The sequence below is a fragment of the Sphingobacterium sp. UME9 genome, from assembly GCF_014170215.1.
Taxonomy (GTDB): Bacteria; Bacteroidota; Bacteroidia; order Sphingobacteriales; family Sphingobacteriaceae; genus Sphingobacterium; species Sphingobacterium paramultivorum.
This window is the reverse complement of sequence record NZ_LZZP01000003.1, coordinates 1,457,418-1,480,812: the sequence shown is the minus strand read 5'-3', so window position 1 is coordinate 1,480,812 and position 23,395 is coordinate 1,457,418. Positions and strand designations below refer to the sequence as shown.

Genomic DNA, 23,395 nt, shown 5'->3' with positions numbered 1-23,395 from the left:
TTATCTTTAAGCCTAGCGGACTATTATCTAACTATTGTGAATTCTATGATTGAAGAGTGGTTATATCTTACTAAGACCTATAAAGTGGCTGGTGCTCGAGCCAAGTTTGAAGAAATTTGTAAATCTCTTTATAAAAAGAAATTTCCTAGAGACAATGTAAAAGGAGTGAGGGTTGTTGTTGGAGATGGGGGGATTGATGTTTTTATAGGTAACTATGGTGTTGATCCTATTACAGTAGTTCAATGTAAATTCTTTATAAATGGAATCGGACAATCACAAGAGAAACAAATAAGAGAATCTTTTAAGACAGTAGTTGATTCTAATGATTTTACCTGCTCCAAATGGATTCTTTGTACTCCTGTCGAATTATCTGTAAAAGAGCATAAATGGTGGGCAGGATGGAAAGCGAGAAAGGAAGAGATATATGGTGAGGATTTTATTGAATTGCAAGATGGTGCAGATTTGATTGATGATCTGAAACTATTTGACCTTTATGATACCGTCTTCGATGAACATGTAAAGAATAAGATAACGGACATTCATGATTTTTTAATAAATTCTAAAACCGATGTAGAATCGGAGTTTGTTTCAGCATCAACCCATCTTGCCAACCTGAAAAACTACTTTTCGGATGAAAGGGAGACTCATATTTTAAGAACAGAAACTAATAAAATTTTAGAATGGGTTAGGTCAGACTTAGTAGGTAAAAGCCTCGAAGAAAAGATACTTATAGTTAAAGGAAAGAAGGGAATCGGGAAATCTACTATTCTAAGGGACACTTATTCGATCTTAAAAGATTCCGACAACATGCTAGTTCTCGGAATAAAATGCGACCAATACTATGGTAAAAACATACGTGATCTATATAAAGTACTATTTCAGACCATATCATCTTTACAAGAATTAGAAAAATATATTGCTTCTTCTGGAAAATCCTGTGTCATTTTACTGGATCAATTGGATGCGTTATCCCAAACACTTTCGTCTGATAGATCATACCTTTCAACTTATGTCCGATTTATTGAAGAATTGATGTCTTTAAAAGATACACGTATCATAATATCATCGAGGTCTTATGACCTTCAATATGACGCAGAATTAAAACGATATAATGACAGCAGTTTTATAACGAAAATAAGTGTAGATCACCTATTAGAGGAAGATGTACGTTCAACTTTAAGAACTTTAAAAATAGAAAATGTAAGCGAACGTTTGGTAAGCCTTCTTACCATTCCATACAATTTAGAGTTATTTACTAAAATACCTGATGTCAATAAGCTATTGCGGAAGAATAGATCTGTAACCATTTCAAAAATCTATGATGAATTATGGAAACAGGTATTATCCAATAAAGATTTTTTAATAACGGAGTGCCTAGATTTTATCGTACATCAAATGTATGAGATTACACCAAATTTAGTCTCTGAGACCTTACTAACTAAATACATAAAGGAAATTGATTATTTATTATCCCATAATATATTGGTTAAAAATTTAGGTAAACTGTCGTTTTTTCATCAGTCTTTTTATGAATACTACCTGGCTAGATGGTTCGTCTCCTCCGATATAAATTTAATTGAATATATTTTTGAAGAAGATCAAAGTCTATATGTTCGTTCACAAGTGAAAACAGTTATTGAATACCTTCGCGAGTCAAATCACCAAAAATACATAAGCCTTTATGAGGAAATTCTCACTCATGACAAAATTAGATTTCATATTAAATATTTATTTATTATCCAACTAGGTTGTGTTGAAGTACCTTCTAAAAAGGAACAAAGATTAATTGTTGATATTGTACTGCCAACTTTCAATGCACTATTCTTAGAAGTGGTTGATTCTAAAGGATGGCTAGATTTTCTATTGGATAATTATCTTTTGTCCGGCAGTGAAGGAGAGATTTATAATATGTTCTATAGAAATGTAAATTATAATCCCTATGCAGTATTATTTAATATTGAAGGAATCAATTTTCCTAATAAAAATGAAATGATAAAGGGACTAATTCCTAATATTGAGAATTGGGACAATGAACTTCTTCAGTCATTTGAGAAATATTATCCTTATAGCAAAGATACTGAGCTGTGGTATTTCAATACTTTAAAAAAAATAGCGCCTTTCCATATAACATTTGTTTTTCAAAAACTCCGCCCCGTAGTTCTAAAGGAAAGAGATAAAAATGAGAGAATTACGTTTGATCACAGATACGATAAATTAATTGATGTATTGTATAAGATTGATGCAAAAGCAACATGTGAATTTCTACTTGGTATTCAGCTTGATTTATTAGAATCGACAAAATATCGTTATTTCGAATATTATCCTAAAATTATTAGCCCTTTATTAAATTCATATGTTTATAATAGAAAAGTAAGATATGTGGACTCCCTTGATGAAAAATCATTAGACCATTATTTGATTAAATTCTTTAAAGATTGTGATATAGAATATTTTAAAGCTTTTTTCGATAAATATAAAACAAGCGATTTTGTACCAATACTTACTACGATAGCTAAGATTTTAAAAGATCGAAAAGATAGTCCTACAAGTGAAATTGTGGAATTGTTAGTGTTGATAAAACAAAAGAATGGTTTTATTGGACCAGATGATTTTTTCCAGTTGACTCTAAGAAAATTGATAGCTAATGTTGTTTGTTTATTGAATGATGATCAGTATATTCAAGTAAAAGATATAATAGATAAGATTTCACATCCATATGAGATTTATATTGGTATAGAGGACGATAAAAAAATATATAGTTTGAGAATAGGGAGAAAGAAATTTCTATTCATAAAATTGCTTCCAGACGAAATATTCGCAAAAGATCATGAATTGTGGATAGAGCTTAAAATGTTAGAAAGACGATTTGGGGATATGGATCCAAATAAAATGTTAGATGGAGATTCTTCTCGTAGCGGCTTTGTCGGTCCTCCGTTACCATTCGTTAATTACAATAAATTGAGCAGTAAAGGCTGGCTTGTCAGTATGAAAGCTATTGACGAAAATTTTCGATCTAAGGAATTTTTAATGGGGGGATTGATGGAGCATGCTAGAGTTTTTGAAACTAAAGTCTCCCAAAATCCAGGCTATTTTTATCCCTTAATTGAGCAACTATTTTCTGAAAAAGTTTCACAAGCTTATATTTCATATGGAATCTCGGGTTTGATCAAATCCAAATTTGATCCTGATAAGGTGTCAAATGCGATCCACCATTTTATTAATCTTGACCTGAAAGCTGAGTATCGATTGTATACAATCTGGAATTTAGATTATTTATTTGAGCATAGATTAATTAGTGATTCGATTGTTAATTTTCTTATTTCTTCAATTGGTTCAATCTATAGTGATTCTATTGACGCTGAAAATTCTAATAAAAATTATACTGTTTCAACTCCAGCTGCAATTTGCGATAGACTCTTTTCGTTAACTCAATATTCTCAGTATGAAGAACAAGTTTTCTCTACTATTGAGTTTTTGGTTGATTATCCAGAAGAGGTCGCTGATGAGGTATTATGTGAGATTATGACAGAGGTATATTATCTTAATCAATGGAATATCGATAGGTCTTTTAATATTTTCAAAAAGTTAGTCAGCCATAACAAAGAGTCTATTCTAAAATGTTCCAGTAATTCTGCCCACTTTTTTAATCATAAGTTTCATCATCAAATGCAGTTTTACTTTGATGAAGTTTTAAAATATCCTAATTTATACGAACAATGTTATGTTTTTGTCAGTAGCTGGTTAATTGAGTCAATTAGTGACTTTGCAATTTATGATAGCTTTTTAAAACTAGGCGAAGATGCTGCTAAATGCGCATTAACAGTAGCAGAAGAGTTTTTGATAAATGAAGAAGGAGTCAACTTTCGTGCTTTGGATGTTATCGAGCATTGTTTGTCATTTGAGGACGATGATCTTTCAGGTAGAATATCGTGTATTGTTTTGAGAAAATTTAAAATTGAATATTTTCAAGAGCTTTCCAGCTTCGTAAAAAAATATATAAGTACTATTCATTTCGCTCGCGATCCTAGATATTTATTATTATATCTGACAGAATGCTCGGCGGCATATCCATTGGAATGCCTCGATCTAATAAAAGAAATGATAATTCCAGAAAATGTAGATATTTCAAAGAGGGGCTATTTGCACGATGAGCCACTAACATTGATCTTGGCCATATATTCCAAGCTGCAACAAGGACAGTTAAGATATCGAAACGAGAGGAGACGAGCGTTAGATATATTCGATAGGATGTTAGCATTACCAGCTATTAGGCAAAAGGCAACTAATGCTTTAGAAGAAGTGCTGCATTAAATCTGTTTTTGATAAGATATCCTCAAAGTTTAAGACTTAATATTGCACTTAGGTAGTTTGGCGATAGATAAGTTCTGCCGTGCATTTAAATTTGTAATAACTGTTTCAATGTCGATTTAATTCAATTACATAAATTTCACATTTTATATAATCAATGAAACTTAAAAATTAGCTATGTCTAAGACACCCGAAATAAACTGGAAAGACTATGAAGCCATTACTAAATACGTATATGAATCCCTCGGTGCGCAATATGGTATCAAGGTCTTAGGTTACGGTAATGCATGTAAGTTAAAAGGAAAATCCGGTGTAATGCATCAGATTGATGTCTTGACTGAGCAATTAAATGGTACGAAAAGCATTTGCACTGCGATTGAATGTAAATACTGCAAAGAGAAAGCAAATAAGGATATTGTTATGAAATTATCTGAAACGATGTTTGACTTGGGTATAGAAAAGGGAATAATAGTATGCAAATCAGGATTTACCAAAAATACCGTAATGTATGCTGAACACAAAGGCATAAAGCTAGTTAAGCTCTGGGAAGTCGGAGAGAGTGATGTGGATTACAAGAAGGAAATAGAATTTGGAACTCTGGATATTCGTCTAAACGTTACACGCACTCGTGCTAATATAACCAGTATAACCTTTGGAGATAAAACTATTCATTTTGATCCGTTGATAGGTGCGGCCTATTTATTTAATCTTCGTGATGCTTTTGGAAGAGAAGTTAGTTTAAAACCGTATCTGCTAAAATTTGCTTCTGAGGTTACCAAAAGGAGCGAGGTTCTAAAGAATGTTACGCTTGATTATTCAACGGATAGAAAATTATTCCTGGATGTTGAAAATGGAGTACTAGCTGTCAAAAAGTTTTCTGTTACCGGATTTCTAACAATAGAAGATCTAAGCACCAAAAATATTTTACGTTTACAGATCAGGTGTGGGTTATCATAGATAAGCTTTTTGATAAAAGACGGTTATCATTATCGAAGAGTGGGTTGATCTGGAGTGTTCGCGAAACTGATAATAATATCTAATGAAGTAAAATAGCATTTCGGAATAGAATTATTATTAGGGAGAATATTTAAACAACATTTTCTAACAAATGAACAACTATTATCTCAACTAATCTAACGATCTTTACAGTAGATGAATGCCCAAAGCCGGTTAACATTTAGCCCAAGCGGACATCTAGCCAAAATTGCCTCCCTCGACGGTTAACGAGGGAGGCCTTTTTGTTTATTTATTGTCTTAGTAAAACCGTTGAGTAAATCAGCTACGGTTTCCCGTAACCAATCCTACTTTCAAACCAATACCTTAGCCTTTCAATTTGTAATAATCTTGAAAGTTAATATCTGTAAACATATTAATTCAGAATAAATAATGTATATTAGGCATGGGTATTAACCTTGCCCGATTGAAAAGTATAATGCCATGATAGTAACCACGACCAATTCCATCGAAGGGAGGGAGATTTCACGCTATAATGATCCAATAGCTGCCAATGTTGTTATCGGCACCAATATCTTTAGCGATATAGGAGCGAGCTATGTCGATTTCTTTGGCGGTCGCTCTACCAGCTATGAGAAGAAGATGCAGGAGATGTACAAGCGTGTTACTGAAACGCTCAAGCAACGTGCACAGGCAATTCGTGCTGATGCTATTATTGGGCTTAGTGTAGATAACGACGAAATCTCAGGAAAGGGAAGCCAGATGTTTATGATTAGATTATAGACTAAATACTAAAATAAAGAAGCTTGATTCCAAAGTTTATATTATCTGCGTTTATATTTAAGGAGAACATCCTCATTAGGTCAGAGGAAAAGTCTGTGAAATCATTAAAAGCAGAATTCACAATTTTCTTGGAAGAACTCTATGCAAATAAATCTGATAAGATTTAGATATATCATTAAAGCTTAAATCAATAAGAGTCTTTAACTGTAAAAATTATGTTTTTATTTTGTACCAATATTTGTATTTATGAAAGAAATGCCTTCACTAAAAGAAGTGTTAAAATCTATTGAAAGTTTTAAAAATGAAAAATTAAAGAAATTAGATGATTTTGAAAATATTGAAGAATATGTCAAGTATTTTGATGAAGTTTTCTTTTTACATTTTAAAAATTTTCATCGAATGGCTCAGATTCAAAATCCGAAAATTTTTCCCTTTAAACTGTTTAGAGTGAGGGAAGTATCTCTTATAAAAAATAGAGATTTATTCTGTGAATACAGTTATCCACCACCAATATTTGTCAAAGATGGTAGATGTAACTTTAGAAACTATCCTGTGTTTTACTGTTCAAACGATCCGATAACTGCTCTTCTAGAAGTTGTTCGTAATTCAGACTATAAGTCAAAACGTTTTTGCATCTCAACATGGTCACTAATTGATAATGATGATGATTTTATATTAGATACCTTTTTACAATCAGAACTTCATCCACAAAATGGATTTAAGAATTTAGCAAAACTCTATACTAAAAAAATTGACGAGACCTTCGAAGGAAAACTGACTCAAGATCAAATAAAGGGAGTTGAAGAGTATTATAAATTTTTAGATAGCATTTTTATTGAAGATAGACATTATTCCATATCCTCATATTTAGCTTATAAAAAATTATATGCAGGGCACAATTACGCAAGTGATATGATTATTTATCCAAGTGTCCAATCTGATTCAAAATCAGTAAATTTTGCCATCCATCCAAATTTTGTAGATAACTGTATGAAAATTGAGCGATTTTATATTGTTGAGCTTAACAATATGAATAGAGACACTGGACAGTTCGAATTAGTGTTTTCACAATATGGAAAAATTGAAAATAATGTAATACTATGGAGAAAACTGTCTCCTGATGACAAGTATTATGAAGACAGTTTAAAAGAGGATTTTAGGGCCTATATAGATGGCTTTAAAGAGTTAAATTTTACTAAAAATGAGGGGGAGTAAAAGAATTTTTAGAAATGTCACTTATCAATTGTATCATTTGATACTTAACTTAACTCTAAAAGTTTATAGGAAATCAAAACCAAGGATTTCTTTAGTCCGAGGACTTGTATAAAACAAACTACTTTATAATAAAACTATAACGGTAATTTTATGAAAACATATAACTCTATATTAGAAATAAAAAAGGAATTTCAAATTGACAGTGATAATTTGGAAATTATTAGGGAACATCTGAATGCGATCAGAATAAATTCTCATCCAGATAAGACAAATGGACACTTTGCTAATGATTTAATCGAAGCAGAATACCATAATGCAAATAATGCGATTAAGTATTTAGACCAGATTAGTGGAGATAATTCGTTAATTGTAGTTGAGAAAATGGCTGATCTGATGAAGATGGTTACAGAAATGATACCAGCCAATAGACAGAGCTCGCTTGAACAAAATCTCGATTCCAAAATTTCTTTTGTGATTACAAATTTTCGTTCAAGAATGTTTTTACCAAAAATATCTCTATCAGTAATTACAGCAGTCATGACATTTCTGTTTTTCTTTCCTGGGCAAATAAAATCGAATCCAGCACTCTCCCAAATAATTAATCCAACTAGCCAGACTTTTCTCGGAATTTGGTTCTCGTTACTTTTATATTCTGGACTTTTTTGGATTATGATATTTTTAAATGAAGAGAAAGCGAAAAGAAGATTGACACTTTTAAAGGTTGATTCCATACAAAATGGACTCTTTCAAGATTTTGTAAGACAGATTGAATTTAATAATCAATTCAGCAAGGATGATTTGACTCATTTTATTCATGAGCAATGCCATCGAAATCGATTTGGTAATAGGACACGTCCAGAGGGGCTGACTTTGATTACAACTAGACTATTTGATTCTGATATGATTACGATGGAAATTGCCCAAAGCATCGCTGAAATAATTATTGCAAGAGGTGAAAAAAATAAAGTTCTTGCTAAACTTTCTAGTAAAACATTGAGTGATACTTATGAATTTAAAAACTAAGACTCAAAAGTGTGGCTGTTCTATAATTTTATTTAAAGAGTTAAATGTTGAAAATATCAGTATTTACTGATAAAGAATCGTTGTTAATCTTTGCATTTTTTTGATAATTCGAAGATGTAAAATTTAAAATTAAAGAAAATACACAAAACGGTGAGAAATAACAGCATTATCCGCGAATCCTTTTTATAAAAAATAGGTAATACATAATAAAACAATAATTATATAACTATGCCATTTAACCTAATCGATACTGATTGTTCAAATTTAGTCATAGACTATGAATATGAAATAACGAATAAAGATCTGCTAGCAGAATATGTAGGTGAATTAGTTTTGGGACACTATTTTCATATACTAAAAATTATCAACTCACTTTCTTCTTCTTCTTCGACACCGTCAAATAAAATTATAGATTTTGCGATTGACAAGCTTAACGTTTCAGGGGAAGTTAAGGTAATTCATAGAGATGGTTGGCTATTTCAAATGATTTCATGGTTAGTTTTAGCTCATAGAAATTTGGGAAGTAATTATCATACCCAACATCCTCATTTTGCTCCTGCCCAGCATGGAATTGATGGCCTAAGCATAATTTTAAAATCAGACAACACAATCGATAAAATAATAATAACAGAAGATAAGTGTACTATAAATCCTAGAGATACTGTTAGAGAACAAGTTTTTCCTGAGTTTAAAGATTTTGAAGAGGGTAAAAAGGACTCTGCGCTGATTAGTGTTTTATCAAGTCTAATTGCGCATTTAGATGCGGGAGCTGTTTTTGAAAGTGTACAAAATGATATTTATAATACTGCTCTAAGAATGTATAGAATAGGTATTACTCGAGAAAGTTCTCACCAATCTCTTCAAGGGAGGCGTAGATTGTTTAAGAATTACGATGATTATGTTTCAGGACCAAATAGTTCTAGAAGAAGCGGAGCAACAATATATCTTGATGATGTGAGAAATTGGATGCAAGATTTTTCAGATAAGGTCGTCAATTATTTAGAATCTAAAAAGTCATAATATGTACAATAGCACTACAGAACAAAAAATAAAAGACATACCGTCTATTGGTGATATTAACATTAATAGACTTCCTCAAGACTTAACAAGAATTTACGCCCAAATTGTTAGTTTAAGACGCCAAGTTGTTGATGGGACAATTAATTTTCACGATGAAAACCTTGTTTCAAGCTTAACACTTCTTAGAAAATTAGCGAATAATTTGGAAACCATGTTGCTGACTTTTCCTGAACATGAGCAAAAAGAGTCAATCGCATTTGTGGCAGGTACTGCGAATAATCTTATCCATAAGATGGGATTAATTAATGAACAAAATGAGGCTCTTTTAGGTGTAGATTCAATCTCGTCCTATATCGCAGCAACAGTTCTTTTTTTAATTGGTAATAGTCAGGCTGATGCTGCTGAAACAGCTATTTCTATAACAGAAATACACAGCGAAAACTTAGTGCAACAGCGATTAATTTCCTGTATAATTTCTTTAGCGACTGGAAAACTATCAAAAATAGCGGATAGCAATTTTAGTGAAGACGAGGTTATACAAGAAGACTTTCAGCAGACAGCGTTGAATTATTTATGGCGAGAACTTGGACTTGGTATCCTAGATATAGCTAAAAGATTAGTTGGCCAATCTAGTAAAGAACAAAACAACCATTTCGATAAAGTAATTGAACTTTCCATATCAGCACCGGGTATCTTTGACCAGAGGAACATTTTTTCAGGACCTTATCGTCTTGCTAAATTACTAAAAATACTGGAAGGGGATATTTTTAATAGAGCCGTCATTGACATTCCGCCATCACCGGGTGTAGATTCCCAGCCTTGGTACGATTTCCTGTCAAAATTGGCAAAAGACCGTCCCTATTTGTGGGAAAATCATAAAGATGCTGTGGAAACTGGCTTCCTTACCCCTGGTATATCAGCAGTTCTAACACTTCCTACAGGAGCCGGTAAATCAACTTTATCAGAATTGAAAATAGCATCATGTCTCTACTCTGGAAGAAGAGTGATTTATTTGGTACCTACTCATGCTTTAGAAGATCAGGTAAATAAAAATTTGCGGCCACTATTTGCCGAATTTGAACCTATCAATATTGAATTCGGCGGTGAATATACAGACTTCGAGGAAATAGAAAATTTTCCAATTTTAGTTATGACTCCTGAACGATGTTTAACTTTTCTAAATATTAACCCTGAGTTTTTTGATAGTGTTGGGCTGGTGGTTTTCGATGAGTTTCACTTAATACATGGTACTGATATTAAAAAGGACAGAAGGTCTATTGATGCAATGTATTGTCTGCTATCCTTATTTACTTTAGCTACACATGCTGATTATCTATTAATATCTGCAATGGTTGAAAATGGTGACGATATAGCTTCGTGGGTAGCACAAATTACAGAAAGAGAATGTAAAGTCTTTAATTCAACATGGAAACCAACTCGTCAGCTACACGGATGCGTAATATTTGAAGATAATAAGATCACTGAGCTAAAAGACAAAATTAAATCTTATAAAAAAGTCGCAACAACTAAAGCACCATCGACAAAACTTTTAAAAGAACTGGCTATCGAGCCATTATGTTTTTTTAGCTTAAAAAATATTTGGGAAACTGATGAAGGCAATGATTATTTTAAATCACAAGTTCTAAATCATAGGGTGCTTCTTACAGCCAACAAATGGTGGCAACTTACTAGTAATAGAAATAAAGTAGCGTCAAATCTAGCAATACATTTTACTAGTCTAGGACTAAAAACGCTTGTTTTTGTCGATGATCCTAGAATTACCAACTCGACAGCCATGGAGATAGCTTCTGCTATTAAAAAAAGAAAAAATGGTTACGATGAATTTATTAATCGTTATAGAATTTTAATTGACAGCTTAACTCATGAGTTAGGAGATTTGAAATATTCTTATTTCAATGAATGTAGAAATGTTGGTGTTCATCACGGTTTGTTGTTGCCATCAGAAAGAAGTTTAATCGAAAACTACTTTAAATATTCCAATGGTTCAACTGCATTAGTTGCAACTGCAACACTTGCTCAGGGAATAAATCTACCTGCCGAAATTGTTATTATTGCTGGTGATGATCGTTTTGATGAAGACGGAGAAAATCGGCAAAGAGTAAAGCCCCATGAGCTGTTAAACGCTGCCGGAAGAGCCGGAAGAGCAGGACTCTCTTCACAAGGAGCCGTAATATTAATCCCTGGAGACATAGTTACGATCCAAGATTCAACAATTTCTAATAGGTGGTGGGATTTAAAAAATGAAGTATTTTCAAAAGGTGATCAATGCCTTAAGGTAGAAGATCCATTGGAATATTTTCTGGACACCATGCAAGAAAATCATGAAAACCTAACTGTTGACCAAACAAATATTTTATATCGATTTAAACCTGAGAATATATCGGATAGTGATACTAAAAATTTGCTAAGTAAATCTTTTTATGCTTATAAAGTAGCTAATGCTGGCACAATGGAACAGTTTAATACACAGGTTCGAAGACTATTAGATAGAAGAAATGAATTAGATAATTTACCGGAAGAATATTTATGGCAAAAAGAAATTGGAATTAAGACCGGAGTGGAGCCATCAATAATTTATGAGTTAGGAACTGAGATTGAACAGCAAGGAATTGAAGATTTGCTTTCAAAATCTATAACTGAACTTGTTGATTGGTTCTTTGGGTGGATAAGTACAAACGAAGATTTTCTCGAAAAAATATTTACAAAGAAATCTACAATAAATCAAATTAAGAAAGCAACTGGATTGAAACCTGAAAGTCCAGTGTCAGATATAATGCCTAAACTAGGGATATTAACAAATATCCTCAAATACTATGTTCAAGGAATACCTTTAAATGAATTAAATGATCAAATCCCTGATGTAAATAGAGCAGATAATACAGGTTATTTGGTTAAAGCCAGAAACTTTGTACATCGACTTGTTCCTGAGCTTAGTTTTGGATTCGGATTACTATCAATGGTTCTTACAGAAAAAGCAAAACAACAAGGATTAGAGAAACAAGATATTCCTTGGGATATTAGAATATTGGCTAGTTGCATAAGGGAAGGGTTTGATTCGCCTTCGAAATTGTTTTATAAGAAAAATAATCGGTTGTCAATGCGTGTGGAAACACATTTATCTTATAGTGCTGCTCGATAGATTTTTCAATATTATAGCTTTATTCCATCTAAAAGCATTTAAAATAATATCATCTGTTGGGCTTGGGACTGTTCCTCAAATTGGGTATATAAAAATTACAGAGTTCAGTTATGTTACTTTCAATAACTGAACTCGGGATTCAAATAAAGTTAAGAATAGATATAGGATAACCATATAACATGATCACTAATTTTACACCTGCGATTATTCTCGAAATGCATAACTTATTGTTAAAGAGTAATATTTCTAGATTGAATCCTAATTTTCCAGGATTTTTCGTGAACCTCGCAAAAAAAAACGTTCTAAAGGACGATTTGCTAGCTTATGATTTGTAAAGTAAGAACCATATTAGACCGGGTATCAAATCCACCAAGGTAGATTTCTAAATCCGCTCTTACATTCTCTTGGGATGCGATAAAAATACTATCTTAGATAAAATATTTGCCATATAAAATGAGAATAGTCCAGCTTTCAGATATTCATTTAAGTAAGGAAAATCGTACAGATTTAAGAAATTCCTACCTAGAAGCATTAATAAAAGATCTTCAACTATATAATGCAGAAAAACAAATTGATCTTATACTAATTACTGGAGATTTAGTGGATAAAGGCGGCGAATCATTTGAACCAGATAACCCCTATCAAATATTTAAAACTGAAATCATTGATGAACTAGTAAAGCAATTAGATATTGCTAGCACACAAATTCTTATGGTTCCTGGAAACCACGATATAGAAAGAGGTCAAATACACGAAGAAAATGAGTTTTTTCTCGCTGAAAAACTAACATCCGAGGGCGCAAATAAAAAGACTGAAGAATTTATAAGTGACTTTAAAAATGATAACCTCCGGATTAAACGCTTCAAAGAATTTGAAAAAGAGTTTCATAGCAACAATATTCCAAATTATATCTACTCAAATAATGAGTCTTTATTCATATTCGAGAAAGATGGCATTAAAATAGGTTTTGCCCTTATAAATGATTCATGGCGCTGCTCCGCAGATTTGACTAAAGAACAGCATTTTATTGGATATGCTCAATTACTTAGGGCCAACAATAAGTTCAAAGAACATAATAGCGCTATGAACATTGCGGTATTTCATCATCCATTAAATGCAATTAATGATAATGAAAAAGATGAAATTAAGTCTATTTTGAAATCAAAGGATTTTGATATTGCGTTCTTTGGTCATAGCCATAGACATGAAGCAGAACAACTATCTTCTTCCAGTGGCGGGTACTTGTCCATTAATGGTAGATCTGCATTTTCTGAATCTAAACAAGAATTAAGTAGATATCAGCCAGGATATAATATTTTAGACGTTGACGTACCCAATAGAGGCTATATTCTACATGCTAGAAAATACATTAGTACGAGGTACGAATTTGACAAAGATACAGATTCATTAAAAGATGGTATTGAATCTAGCAATCTACCGCAAAAACCGGAATTATATCAGTTAGCACAAGATTCAAATAATGAAGACACCGACCTTCCAAGTAGCTATACGGCAGATGTACACAGAATAGTAAGTTTACTGATTGGGGAATCTATATATCCAGATAAATACATTTTTATTCGAGAATTAATCCAAAATTCCGTTGACGCCTGCAATAGAATGAAGGAAAGTTATAGTCATTTGACACCTAAAATAACAATAAATATAGACTACGACGGAAATTATGTTGAAGTGACGGACGAGGGAGACGGTATGTCAAAAAGCACCCTTAAAAATCATTTTTCTGTCCTTGGTAAGAGTATTAGCCAAGAATATAATGATAACAACGGCCATCAAAATCTCATATCGAAATTTGGTATCGGATTTATAAGTACTTTTATTGCCGCGGAAAAGGTTCTAATAAATACCAAAAGTGAAGAAGATGGCCAAATTATGTTTGAGATTGAAAATGTTTTTAAAGGATTCAAATACCTACAGCCTTACTCCAACGACATAAAAACGATTAATGGAACTACAGTAAGAGTTTACTTAAAAAAGCCATTGAATATCCATAGTGCTTATTCGCATGTAATAAAATATTGCAGACACATTGAAAATCTTGAGATTAAGTTTAACGGTCAAATTAGTCCGTTTAATGAAAGTTGGAATATAGAGGATTCATTTCATTTATATGAAAATAAAACTCATCAATATGACTTAAAGCTTGGCATTGGTCTGACCAACAAGAATATTATAGCAAGCTACTGCGGATTTCTTATAAACGATTTTCCAGTGCAAATAGTTCCCTCCATGTTTCCGGCACATATTGGAGGTGAAGTTAATTTTTTCCCTAAATCAATTGATTTTGATATATCTAGAACTAACATTATAGCTACTGGAAAGGAAATCGCATGTATGAAGGAAATTTCAATATCACTGCGAAAGTTATTCCGACAAGCATTGGAACAAAAACACCCTGATTTCTATTTAATTGTTGTCAATTATATTCATTGCTACTTACAATATTACGATCAAATAAAAATGAACCTGGAGAGTTTTTATAGTGATTTCTATTCAAAAACAGAACTCATAGCAATGTGTATGGAACACACTAAATTGAAATATGATGGCGATGAACAGTCACTTATTAATATCTTACCAATATTAAAATCTAAGTCAATTGATATAATCTACATACAAAATAACGATATCCCTAGTGACTATGAATCTATGTTAATCCAGTATTTAGAGAATAAAGGAAATCTAGTAATTAAAAAAACTGGCGCACTGGTATATTTTCATTACGGCTCTCAATTTCAAACGAATCTAGCCACAATAATACAAATCATTGCAAACGAAAATAACTTCCACCTACAAAACATAGAGTTAATGTCCATAGCGTCATTTTCTGACATAAAGATGGATAAGAGTCAGTTTAATAAAAATCTTCAAATCCAGCTAGAAAAAATCGAAGAAGAATATGCGGTTATAATTGAAATCAGTAAATTCAAAATATCCAAAAACCCCTATGCGAGCATTGTAAATCAGATTTATATTAATTGTAACCATCCTGCTTTTATGTCCCTTTTGGCTGAAGTAGATACAATGCCAGCGGAAACATTACGTATTTATTTGCTTGGACTTCTTGGACTAGGTCTTAACCAGCCGCTTATAGATTTAAAGATACAGATAGAATAAGGAAAAACGTCAATGTTTATATCAAGTAAGCCTTACCTTTTAATGATAATATATAATATCTCAAATTTGGTTCTATTATCCAACTAGATATTAATTGTCTTTTCAGGCATAAAATACTTTAGGCTACACTCTATTCTGTTGCCATGAGGTTCTAAAAAATAATTCTCTTGACTATTTAACGGATAGAAAATTATTCCTAGATGCTGAAAATGGAGTATAACTATTGAAAAGTTCTCTGTTACTGGATTTCTAAAGATAGATGATCTAAGCACTAACAAATATTTCACGTTGACAGACCAGGTTTGGATGATCATGGAAGAACTTTTTGATAAAAGACAGTTGTCATTATCGAATAGTGGGTTGATCTGGAGTGTTCGTGAGCATGGTAATAATATTTGATGAAATAAACTGGCATTCAGGAATGAAATTATTATCAAGAGGTAAGTTTTGAACAACATTTTCAAGGAAATGAACAACTAATATCTCAAATAATCTAACGATCTTTACAATAGAGGAATGCCCAAAGCAGGTTTAAATTAGGTGACAAGCGAACATCTAGCCAAAATGGCCTCCCTTGGCGGTTAACGCGGGGGACTTCTTTTTGTTTAAATGTTTTACGTTATTGTCTTAATACAACTGCTGAATAAATACGCTACGGTTTCCCGCAACCAGTACTACCTTCAAACCAATACCTTAGTCTTACAAAGGCATTATCCCAGTTTTTAAGGCAATCGAAGAGCTAAACCTATGTATGAAGGATATGCAGAGGTTTAAACCCGACCTGGGGACCTAAGCTTGTTTATTTCTGGAGTTTCAAGTTTAAGTTTTGGAAATGATGATGTGATAAATTGGATACCTGGAAGTAAGAAAAGTTCTAAGTATGCACAAGATGAATTTGAAAAACATAAGAAAAGCTTGAAAAATCTTCTTTCCAAATGATGCATTAAAATAATAACAAAAAAGCCCTCGTAGGGGGACTTAAAATCAATAGCATCCCTTACTGATTGCCAATCTCTTGACAATTTCTAAAATGATAGTAAGCCTAGTCCATATCATCATTTCCTCGTGGCTTTCTGACCATCTGAACCTTTCTAAAAGGAGATAGTCAAGTTCTTTTAATTTTTGTTCCATAATGAACAAAGAAATGGAATGTGGTATTAATGGCGAAATCTGGTTTTTTAATTTGATAAGTTGGAGTTATCAAAATATCAAAAGGAAGCCCTCGAGTTGAGGGCTTGAAAATGTAATTTTATTTTTTAAACTTACCGCCAGTATTCTCGCTCTTTTCGATATAGACTGCCCCAAAATCAATTTTAGGCTTTTCCTGACTTGAAGAACTATTGTTACTACTAGAAGAATTTTTACTTCCATCATTTTTCGAATTGTTGAATTCTACAAAACACTTTTTCATAGCTAATTAATTATATAATAAATAGAAATATAGACAATTGTAAGAAGAAAAAAGGTTACTAACATTTTTCTGCAATTATAGAATGATTTAAAGCGAACTATATTGATTTGCTGATACGATGATATTGAATTAGTTAATTGTTCAATTACAGCATTATTAAAGTCATCAATATCGTGTTGTTTTTCAAGCTCCCAAACCTTTTTAATATTTGGAAGATTTAAATAATTATAACCATTAAAAATGTTATTATATCCCTTAACAAAATGGAATAGACAACCCAAAAGTGAACTGAAAAGAGTAAATAAAACAAAAGCAATTATCACTCTCAGTCCGTCATCGGACATTTCCAACTGTTTGTACTTTTCAAAGAAGAAAAAATTAACAGAAATTAGCACCGATATCATTAAAGAAGTATTGTTTGAATATTCATTATCCAAACGATCTTTCCTAGATATCTCTATTACAAGTAAATCTTTATAAAATTCAAGATTCATAAATTACCTTCATTCAATGTGTTAGTCAAAAATACTAAGAAATTTGTCTTGCTAAAATTTTTATCAAACATTTTTGAACGAAGTTTTCCACATATAAAAATCCCCCAAACATCACACGATGCTGGGGTGGTAGGACAAGTGTGCGCAAATTGACTATAGCCAAAATATTATATTTGATTAAAAAATACACATTTGTTAAGCATTTTGTACATTTTGTATTTTTACTATTAGTGTTGCGTTTTTGGTGGGGTTGGGGTATATTTGCTCATTAACTTATTTTTTATGGATGTATTTAAACCTTTTTTACAAAGGCTGTCACAGCCTATCCTTTTGTCTTTTTGTATAGCCTGGATTTTTTGGAACTGGGAGATTGTAGTTGCTCTGTGCTGGTATGATGCTAAGAATATCTCAAGGCTAGGATATGATAACCATATGGAGTATATAGAAACTTTGAAGGATCCGATGCGCAATTACATATGGCCACTCTGTATTGCCGTTTTGTATCCATTTATCATTCTGGTTTTAAATAATTTTCATACTCTAGTTAAAAAGTGGGAAGAAAAGCTGTTTACTAAGATTGTTAAAAATGCTACAGTTCCCACTGACCTATACTTGGATGCTCAAGATCAAATTGAAGCAAAGGAAAAACGCATCAGTAAATTCATATCTAAAGAAACTGAGATGGAAGGGCAAATCAATGATTTGACTATCAAAAATAAAAATTTAGAGAATAAATCAGCTACTTTGGGAATTGAATACTCAGAAACACTTTCTATTAAGAAAGATTTGGAAGATAAGCTAAAAAATTCAGATGCAAATCTATTAGAATTTGAAGAAAAATCTAGTATCGACTTTTTGATAGGAGATTATGAATTTGCAATCTATGAACGTTTATCAAATGGGAATCTCGTAAATGTAGTAAATTCAAATCTACATATATCAAGACATGAGAATCAAGAAGATTGTTTTATAAGTTTCAAATATAAGGAGCAGCTGATAGAAAGCCAAATAACTGAATATTTTTATAACATTTTAAATAATAATATCGGTTTTAAAACTCTTCTAATTAAGAGCGATATTCTTCCGAATACCGACGGAGAACTTAACATTTTACATATTTTAAAAAATGAGCTAATGAATAATTTTGTTACTTTATCGATATTGAATTCTAAAGATTTCAGATTCATTAAAAATATAAAATTTAAAGATTCTGATCTCAGAATGGATTTAATACGAATAAAATAAAGCGCTGGACTAACCAGCGCCTTTCAACTTCATAACTGTCCCTTCACCTTCCGCTGCAGATCCCTCGGCCTTGATCTTGTCCATTTCATTCTGAACGTTTGTTAACTTTACTGACTAAAGGATCAGAGTTTGAGTTACATCCCCTTTAAAAATTGAGCGATGCGATCAGCAGGTTTTAATTTGTGAAATTTGATAAAAGAAGCTGCAGTATTATTACGCTTTTTTATTTTCATTTCTAAATCTAATTCGTCTTTGAAACCAAATCCAACGTCATAAAGTAAGTCAAAGAAATTATTCATATCTGGACTAGAATGAAATGTTTCTTTCCGATCACATATTTTTAAAAAATTCTGTCTGTCAAAAAGAAAATATGCACAGAGTTCGAGTTCATCGTAGCAAAAAACACGACCTTGTAATTTTTCTCTAGTTAAGAGAAATTCTCTAAACTCTTCTTTATGATTTCTCTTTCTTTTTAAGGTTATTAAAAAACTTTCGAGATCATTTACTCCTACTGACCAAGGGAAATTGCTATTATCTTCTATCTCGAGTAAGTAGCTCAAATCACATTGTATCTGCCCAAATCGTTCCTGTGTAACGACTAATGTGAATATTTCATCATATTCATTCGGGTTAATAGTTTTTAATATCTTTTTATTCTTGTGGAAGAGATTGAAAGGATGATCCTCATAAAAGTATTCCTCAACATGTTTTGCCTGCTCATAACCTTTCTGTATTGATTTTTTGAAGTCATCCTTAATACGATTAAATGCTTTATCTTCATCTCGAAGAGGATCACGATATTTATGAGCTTTGCATTCTATAATATATACAATTCGATCTTGTAAGATTATTAAATCTTTCTCATTATTATCTAAATAGTATGAGCGAAAATACTGTGCATCTGATTCAAAAAAGTCATGAAACAATTCCTCAGTTTTATCTTCAAGATATTTATCTCTACGTTCTGAAACTTTTCTCCCAGGAGTCATGGGGCCATCACAAATCTCATATAAGAATTCATAAATTGCATTTATTAATTGTTTGGAGAAAATCATTAAAACATGTTCATTATCCATAAAGAAAATGGGCTTGGCCAAATATGGACATTGGTCTGTATAATATAGATATTCTTGATTTTCTTTTTGCTCCAAAGTAAAATACTTAAGCAAAAGCTTCCCTTTTTGTTGACCTATTTTGTCGTAAATTTCTGTTAGACGAATCCCCATTTCGTATACAGCGTTCTGACCAAGATTAACTAAATGAAACTTTTCGTCAAGAGTTAAATCATTGATTTTTTTTCTTCCTTTTAGGGACTGTAGTACGGCGTCATTATTAAAATTGTTGTTTAAATAATTTCTACCTTTTTCCCTCTCTAATTTGGAAATTAGTTTAAAGAATTCAATAAAATCGCTTAAAGCTAAACCAGTTTCTTTTAAAATATGAGTTTCAAAATGCTGGAAAGTTTGTAAAACTCTTTCTATATCTTGTTCATAATAGGTCAGTGGAGCATTTAGATAAAAATTGAGGAAAGTACTTTTTGTTACTATTATTCGATTGATGTCTTCTTGAGACTCCAGATTTACCTTGCGAGAAGGAAGGTTGTAACTATCTTCAATTTCATTTAATAACTCAAATATCCTTTGATCAGATTTGTCTCCAGGAAAGTATAGTTTTTTTCCACATGACCCCGTACTGTGAAATAATGATATAAGGTACATTAATTGCCTGATAGGGGATTTTAGGATAACGTTACGCTTATGACGAACGTGAATATTGGCAAGGTGGGAAATATGCGCTGTAAAGCTACGATGGTCGTAATGACTAATTAGTTCTTTAAGTTCTTTCGCTAACGTAGTTGCCTTATCAATAGGTGAATTAGACATATTCAGATTTAATTATGTGAAATATACTTGAAAAATTGTTTCTCATATAATATCTTTAATCCTCAGCTTTCTTCATAATGTAGATAATGCCAGAAGTGCCTCCTGAGCCGTTATAGTTATCCGTTAAATCGAATGTATTTACTAATTCATAACCAATTTTAGACATATAGTTCAATATGGAGGCATAAGATTTTTTATTAGTCAATATTTCAGACAGCTTTTCACCTTCCGCAATCTGTTCATCTGAATCTCCTAAGTCGACTTTCACCTTAAGTTTTTTTGAAAGGAATTTTCCTTCCACCCGTATATACGCATAGGAAAAGGTCGTTTTTACCTCGGTTTGGTTATCTCTTTTATGATGTGCTAAACTGTTTCCAAGACAGCAGGCAAATAAAAATATGGTTAATAAGAACTTATACATGAGAGCTTTTATTTAAAAAATCGACATAAACTATAGAATCAAATAATACTTTTCTTATTTGTGCCTACCGTATCGATTTCCTGTTTTAGCGTTCTTATAGGTTCCTCCTTTATGAGAGCTGCCCTTACCACTTTTATATGTTCCACCATGGCTAGTAGTATGTCTTTTCCCAGGGTATTTTGTTCGAGCACTTAGATCTTGAAAAGATAAGGCGAGCACAATTAGTGTGCATATAGCAATTACATTTTTCATCTATTTAATGGTTTCAAAATGAATATTAGTTTTTAAGACAATAAAAATACATGATTACTCAATTAATAACACTTTTTTGTCCTTTTCTCTTCCCCAGGAGACCTGCCACATTCTACCGTCTATTTGATCTAGAAGAATAAAATTAAAAATATTAGTAGTTGGGTAAAGAAAAAATCTACCATTCTTTTCTTCATCTTTATCTACTAAAGATATATCTGATAATGTACTTACAGATCTGTTTTTACCACTTGTATCCCATTGAACTTGCCACATTTGTCCATTTCTTGTATTCAATTTGATAAATGTAAACATATTTTGTGTAGGGAAAAGCTTGTATGCAACTGTACTATCCGTAGAATTAATTTGAATAGGTGGGCTAGATGTATTTTGTGCAAAAGATTTCGCTATATACAACAGCAAGAATAGTGTGATAAATCTTGTCTTCATAATAATTATATAATTATTTTCTTAATTCGCCGAACAAGTAATTTCGCTTCTGACAGGGAATCATTATCTATTAATCTCTCCATTAGTCTATCACCAATTTAGAGAAGCGAGATCCTTTATTATCACTCCGAAAAGTAATATCATCACCGTACAAAAGAAAAGATGTCCCATGAGGAACATTGTCCGTTTTTTTCTAGGTTCTTTTTTACATTTATAGGCCTTCCAACTGTAATATAACCCAAGTGGGGCTAAAACTAAAGTAATGAGATATGGTATTGCTACGAGCGCTTCATAAACTACTTTAAAATTCTCATTTTCTGATCTTAATAACGTTACTGTGAGGATTGAAATCAGCAATCCTATTCCATAAAATCTGAATATTTTTATTGATTTTTTTAGGTACTGCGGTTTCGCCACTTCAGACATATAATTTCGTTTTTGTTAAGCTCTATAAAAATCGAGATGTACAGTGCTTTAAGTGCACTCGAGGTTTCTAATTTATTCAATTTTGATGCTGTTATGCGAACTAGATATTGACAGGCTTTTCAGGCATAAAATCCTTTAGGCTACATTCTAATCCTGTTGCCAGTTTATTTAACTGATCGTAGGTGTACATACTTGGAGAGTTTTCTATTTCAATCTGGCCTATATATCCTGAAGTTACTCCAAGAATTTTAGCAAGTTTCGCTTGACTGACTTCTTTCACATTCCTTATTTCTCTAACCAATTTCACAATTTCCCACTCGATTTTAGTTTTCGGTATTTTTTCACCCATAATTTTTTAAAATTATTTGCATAGCTATAGCTAAGTGATTATATTTGCTTAGTGATAGCTAAGTTTTTATATGCTATCTGATTCTTTATTGATGCCTTTAATTATTTGGCATCGAGTTAACTTGAAAATATTAAGTGTTTTAAGCACTTTGATATTATTGACGAGTCTCCAACTTTCCACTTGGTACCTGGGAAGGAGGCGGTAAGGTTAGCTCATTACCTGCGAATATTGTATCTTTGCATACGCGCGGGGATGAGCCTTGCTGAGTAGCCGCTTCCGGGTACCACCTTAAGTTTACTTAAGGCCTAGCTAATGCTTTCGGGCTTAGCGAAAGAGTGGAGAAAGGCAAGGTTTCATTCCTTCGTTATTCTGGAACTCGTTCACATAAAAACCAAACGATTATGAGAACGAACAGTACAAACACCTTCCATTACCCGCATTCGATCAGAGATCGATTGGTAAGGTATTCCCGCAAATCACTTTTAAAGAACATATTTCGCGCGCCCGAATAGGTTGCGCTCAATCAAACACAGGCTATAAAGAGCAATAAGAAGGGGAGCTGTTGCCTTTCCTTAAAATGAAAAGACAGCTGAACACAGTCCAGTTTAATTCCCTCTTTATACGCCTGTCACCGACCTATTTATCAATATAATTGCATTAAAAGGTAATATTGGCCAATGATATAGCTTGATTTAATATTTGCACATTAAAATTAAGCAAATTTTCATTGAGTCCAAACTTTTTACCCCTAGTTTTTATTGCAAGACGATATTGCTGTAGGTCGGTCTTTACTTCTTTCCGGCAGGGAGCGCCATAATTAACCCTATTTATGCCTTGAAATTGTATCTCGGCGCTTTTCGGACTTT

15 protein-coding genes are annotated in these 23,395 nt (G+C 32.3%); 9 read left to right on the top strand and 6 right to left on the bottom strand.

Translation table 11 applies throughout. From position 1 onward, the window contains the following. The first annotated feature begins 45 nt into the window (after positions 1–45). From A9970_RS07885 to A9970_RS07850, 8 genes are all read left to right on the top strand, one after another. Positions 46–4,311 (top strand): NACHT domain-containing NTPase, encoded by a 4,266-nt coding sequence (locus A9970_RS07885; protein ID WP_182981888.1) that lies wholly within the window; start codon positions 46–48, stop codon positions 4,309–4,311. 174 nt (positions 4,312–4,485) lie between these two features. Next, a complete protein-coding gene (locus A9970_RS07880; RefSeq protein ID WP_182981887.1) occupies positions 4,486–5,265 on the top strand; it encodes a restriction endonuclease in 780 nt (259 codons plus the stop codon). 480 nt (positions 5,266–5,745) lie between these two features. Continuing rightward, positions 5,746–6,045, top strand: coding sequence for a YbjQ family protein (locus tag A9970_RS07875; RefSeq protein WP_182981886.1), 300 nt, complete (start codon positions 5,746–5,748; stop codon positions 6,043–6,045). A gap of 246 nt (positions 6,046–6,291) precedes the next feature. Next, complete coding sequence (locus tag A9970_RS07870) at positions 6,292–7,260, top strand: RES domain-containing protein (protein ID WP_182981885.1); 969 nt, start codon at positions 6,292–6,294, stop codon at positions 7,258–7,260. Positions 7,261–7,410: 150 nt separating this feature from the next. Next, on the top strand, positions 7,411–8,283 hold the full coding sequence (locus A9970_RS07865) for a hypothetical protein (RefSeq protein ID WP_182981884.1): 873 nt from the start codon (positions 7,411–7,413) through the stop codon (positions 8,281–8,283). Between the two features lie 228 nt (positions 8,284–8,511). Next, positions 8,512–9,303, top strand: coding sequence for a hypothetical protein (locus tag A9970_RS07860; RefSeq protein WP_182981883.1), 792 nt, complete (start codon positions 8,512–8,514; stop codon positions 9,301–9,303). 1 nt (position 9,304) lies between these two features. Further along, a complete protein-coding gene (locus A9970_RS07855; protein ID WP_182981882.1) occupies positions 9,305–12,463 on the top strand; it encodes a DEAD/DEAH box helicase in 3,159 nt (1,052 codons plus the stop codon). Between the two features lie 453 nt (positions 12,464–12,916). Further along, entirely contained in the window at positions 12,917–15,601 is a 2,685-nt protein-coding gene (locus tag A9970_RS07850) for a metallophosphoesterase (protein WP_182981881.1), read from the top strand. Between the two features lie 1,249 nt (positions 15,602–16,850). On the opposite strand, the gene A9970_RS07845 is transcribed toward A9970_RS07850, so the two are convergent. Both A9970_RS07845 and A9970_RS07840 read right to left on the bottom strand, forming a co-directional pair. After that, positions 16,851–17,012, bottom strand: coding sequence for a hypothetical protein (locus A9970_RS07845; RefSeq protein WP_182981880.1), 162 nt, complete (start codon positions 17,010–17,012; stop codon positions 16,851–16,853). A gap of 2 nt (positions 17,013–17,014) precedes the next feature. Then, a complete protein-coding gene (locus A9970_RS07840; RefSeq protein WP_182981879.1) occupies positions 17,015–17,506 on the bottom strand; it encodes a hypothetical protein in 492 nt (163 codons plus the stop codon). 282 nt (positions 17,507–17,788) lie between these two features. Between A9970_RS07840 and A9970_RS07835 the strand changes: the two genes are divergently transcribed. Next, positions 17,789–18,751 carry a hypothetical protein gene (locus A9970_RS07835; protein ID WP_182981878.1) on the top strand — a complete coding sequence of 321 codons (963 nt, stop codon included), beginning with the start codon at positions 17,789–17,791 and terminating at the stop codon, positions 18,749–18,751. A gap of 134 nt (positions 18,752–18,885) precedes the next feature. Here A9970_RS07835 and A9970_RS07830 read toward each other — a convergent pair whose 3' ends face one another. From A9970_RS07830 to A9970_RS07815, 4 genes are all read right to left on the bottom strand, one after another. Continuing rightward, entirely contained in the window at positions 18,886–20,634 is a 1,749-nt protein-coding gene (locus A9970_RS07830; RefSeq protein WP_182981877.1) for a hypothetical protein, read from the bottom strand. Between the two features lie 55 nt (positions 20,635–20,689). Beyond that, positions 20,690–21,055 carry a hypothetical protein gene (locus A9970_RS07825; protein WP_182981876.1) on the bottom strand — a complete coding sequence of 122 codons (366 nt, stop codon included), beginning with the start codon at positions 21,053–21,055 and terminating at the stop codon, positions 20,690–20,692. Between the two features lie 306 nt (positions 21,056–21,361). Then, positions 21,362–21,754 (bottom strand): hypothetical protein, encoded by a 393-nt coding sequence (locus A9970_RS07820; RefSeq protein ID WP_182981875.1) that lies wholly within the window; start codon positions 21,752–21,754, stop codon positions 21,362–21,364. Between the two features lie 526 nt (positions 21,755–22,280). Continuing rightward, positions 22,281–22,529 (bottom strand): helix-turn-helix domain-containing protein, encoded by a 249-nt coding sequence (locus A9970_RS07815; protein WP_182981874.1) that lies wholly within the window; start codon positions 22,527–22,529, stop codon positions 22,281–22,283. Between the last annotated feature and the right edge of the window lie 866 nt (positions 22,530–23,395).

Bases quoted from the DNA above. Each gene is read 5' to 3' on its own strand.
- A9970_RS07885 (WP_182981888.1), top strand. From the start codon at position 46: ATGATTGAAGAGTGGTTATATCTTACTAAGACCTATAAAGTGGCTGGT.
- A9970_RS07880 (WP_182981887.1), top strand. From the start codon at position 4,486: ATGTCTAAGACACCCGAAATAAACTGGAAAGACTATGAAGCCATTACT.
- A9970_RS07875 (WP_182981886.1), top strand. From the start codon at position 5,746: ATGATAGTAACCACGACCAATTCCATCGAAGGGAGGGAGATTTCACGC.
- A9970_RS07870 (WP_182981885.1), top strand. From the start codon at position 6,292: ATGAAAGAAATGCCTTCACTAAAAGAAGTGTTAAAATCTATTGAAAGT.
- A9970_RS07865 (WP_182981884.1), top strand. From the start codon at position 7,411: ATGAAAACATATAACTCTATATTAGAAATAAAAAAGGAATTTCAAATT.
- A9970_RS07860 (WP_182981883.1), top strand. From the start codon at position 8,512: ATGCCATTTAACCTAATCGATACTGATTGTTCAAATTTAGTCATAGAC.
- A9970_RS07855 (WP_182981882.1), top strand. From the start codon at position 9,305: ATGTACAATAGCACTACAGAACAAAAAATAAAAGACATACCGTCTATT.
- A9970_RS07850 (WP_182981881.1), top strand. From the start codon at position 12,917: ATGAGAATAGTCCAGCTTTCAGATATTCATTTAAGTAAGGAAAATCGT.
- A9970_RS07845 (WP_182981880.1), bottom strand. From the start codon at position 17,012: ATGAAAAAGTGTTTTGTAGAATTCAACAATTCGAAAAATGATGGAAGT.
- A9970_RS07840 (WP_182981879.1), bottom strand. From the start codon at position 17,506: ATGAATCTTGAATTTTATAAAGATTTACTTGTAATAGAGATATCTAGG.
- A9970_RS07835 (WP_182981878.1), top strand. From the start codon at position 17,789: ATGGATGTATTTAAACCTTTTTTACAAAGGCTGTCACAGCCTATCCTT.
- A9970_RS07830 (WP_182981877.1), bottom strand. From the start codon at position 20,634: ATGTCTAATTCACCTATTGATAAGGCAACTACGTTAGCGAAAGAACTT.
- A9970_RS07825 (WP_182981876.1), bottom strand. From the start codon at position 21,055: ATGTATAAGTTCTTATTAACCATATTTTTATTTGCCTGCTGTCTTGGA.
- A9970_RS07820 (WP_182981875.1), bottom strand. From the start codon at position 21,754: ATGAAGACAAGATTTATCACACTATTCTTGCTGTTGTATATAGCGAAA.
- A9970_RS07815 (WP_182981874.1), bottom strand. From the start codon at position 22,529: ATGGGTGAAAAAATACCGAAAACTAAAATCGAGTGGGAAATTGTGAAA.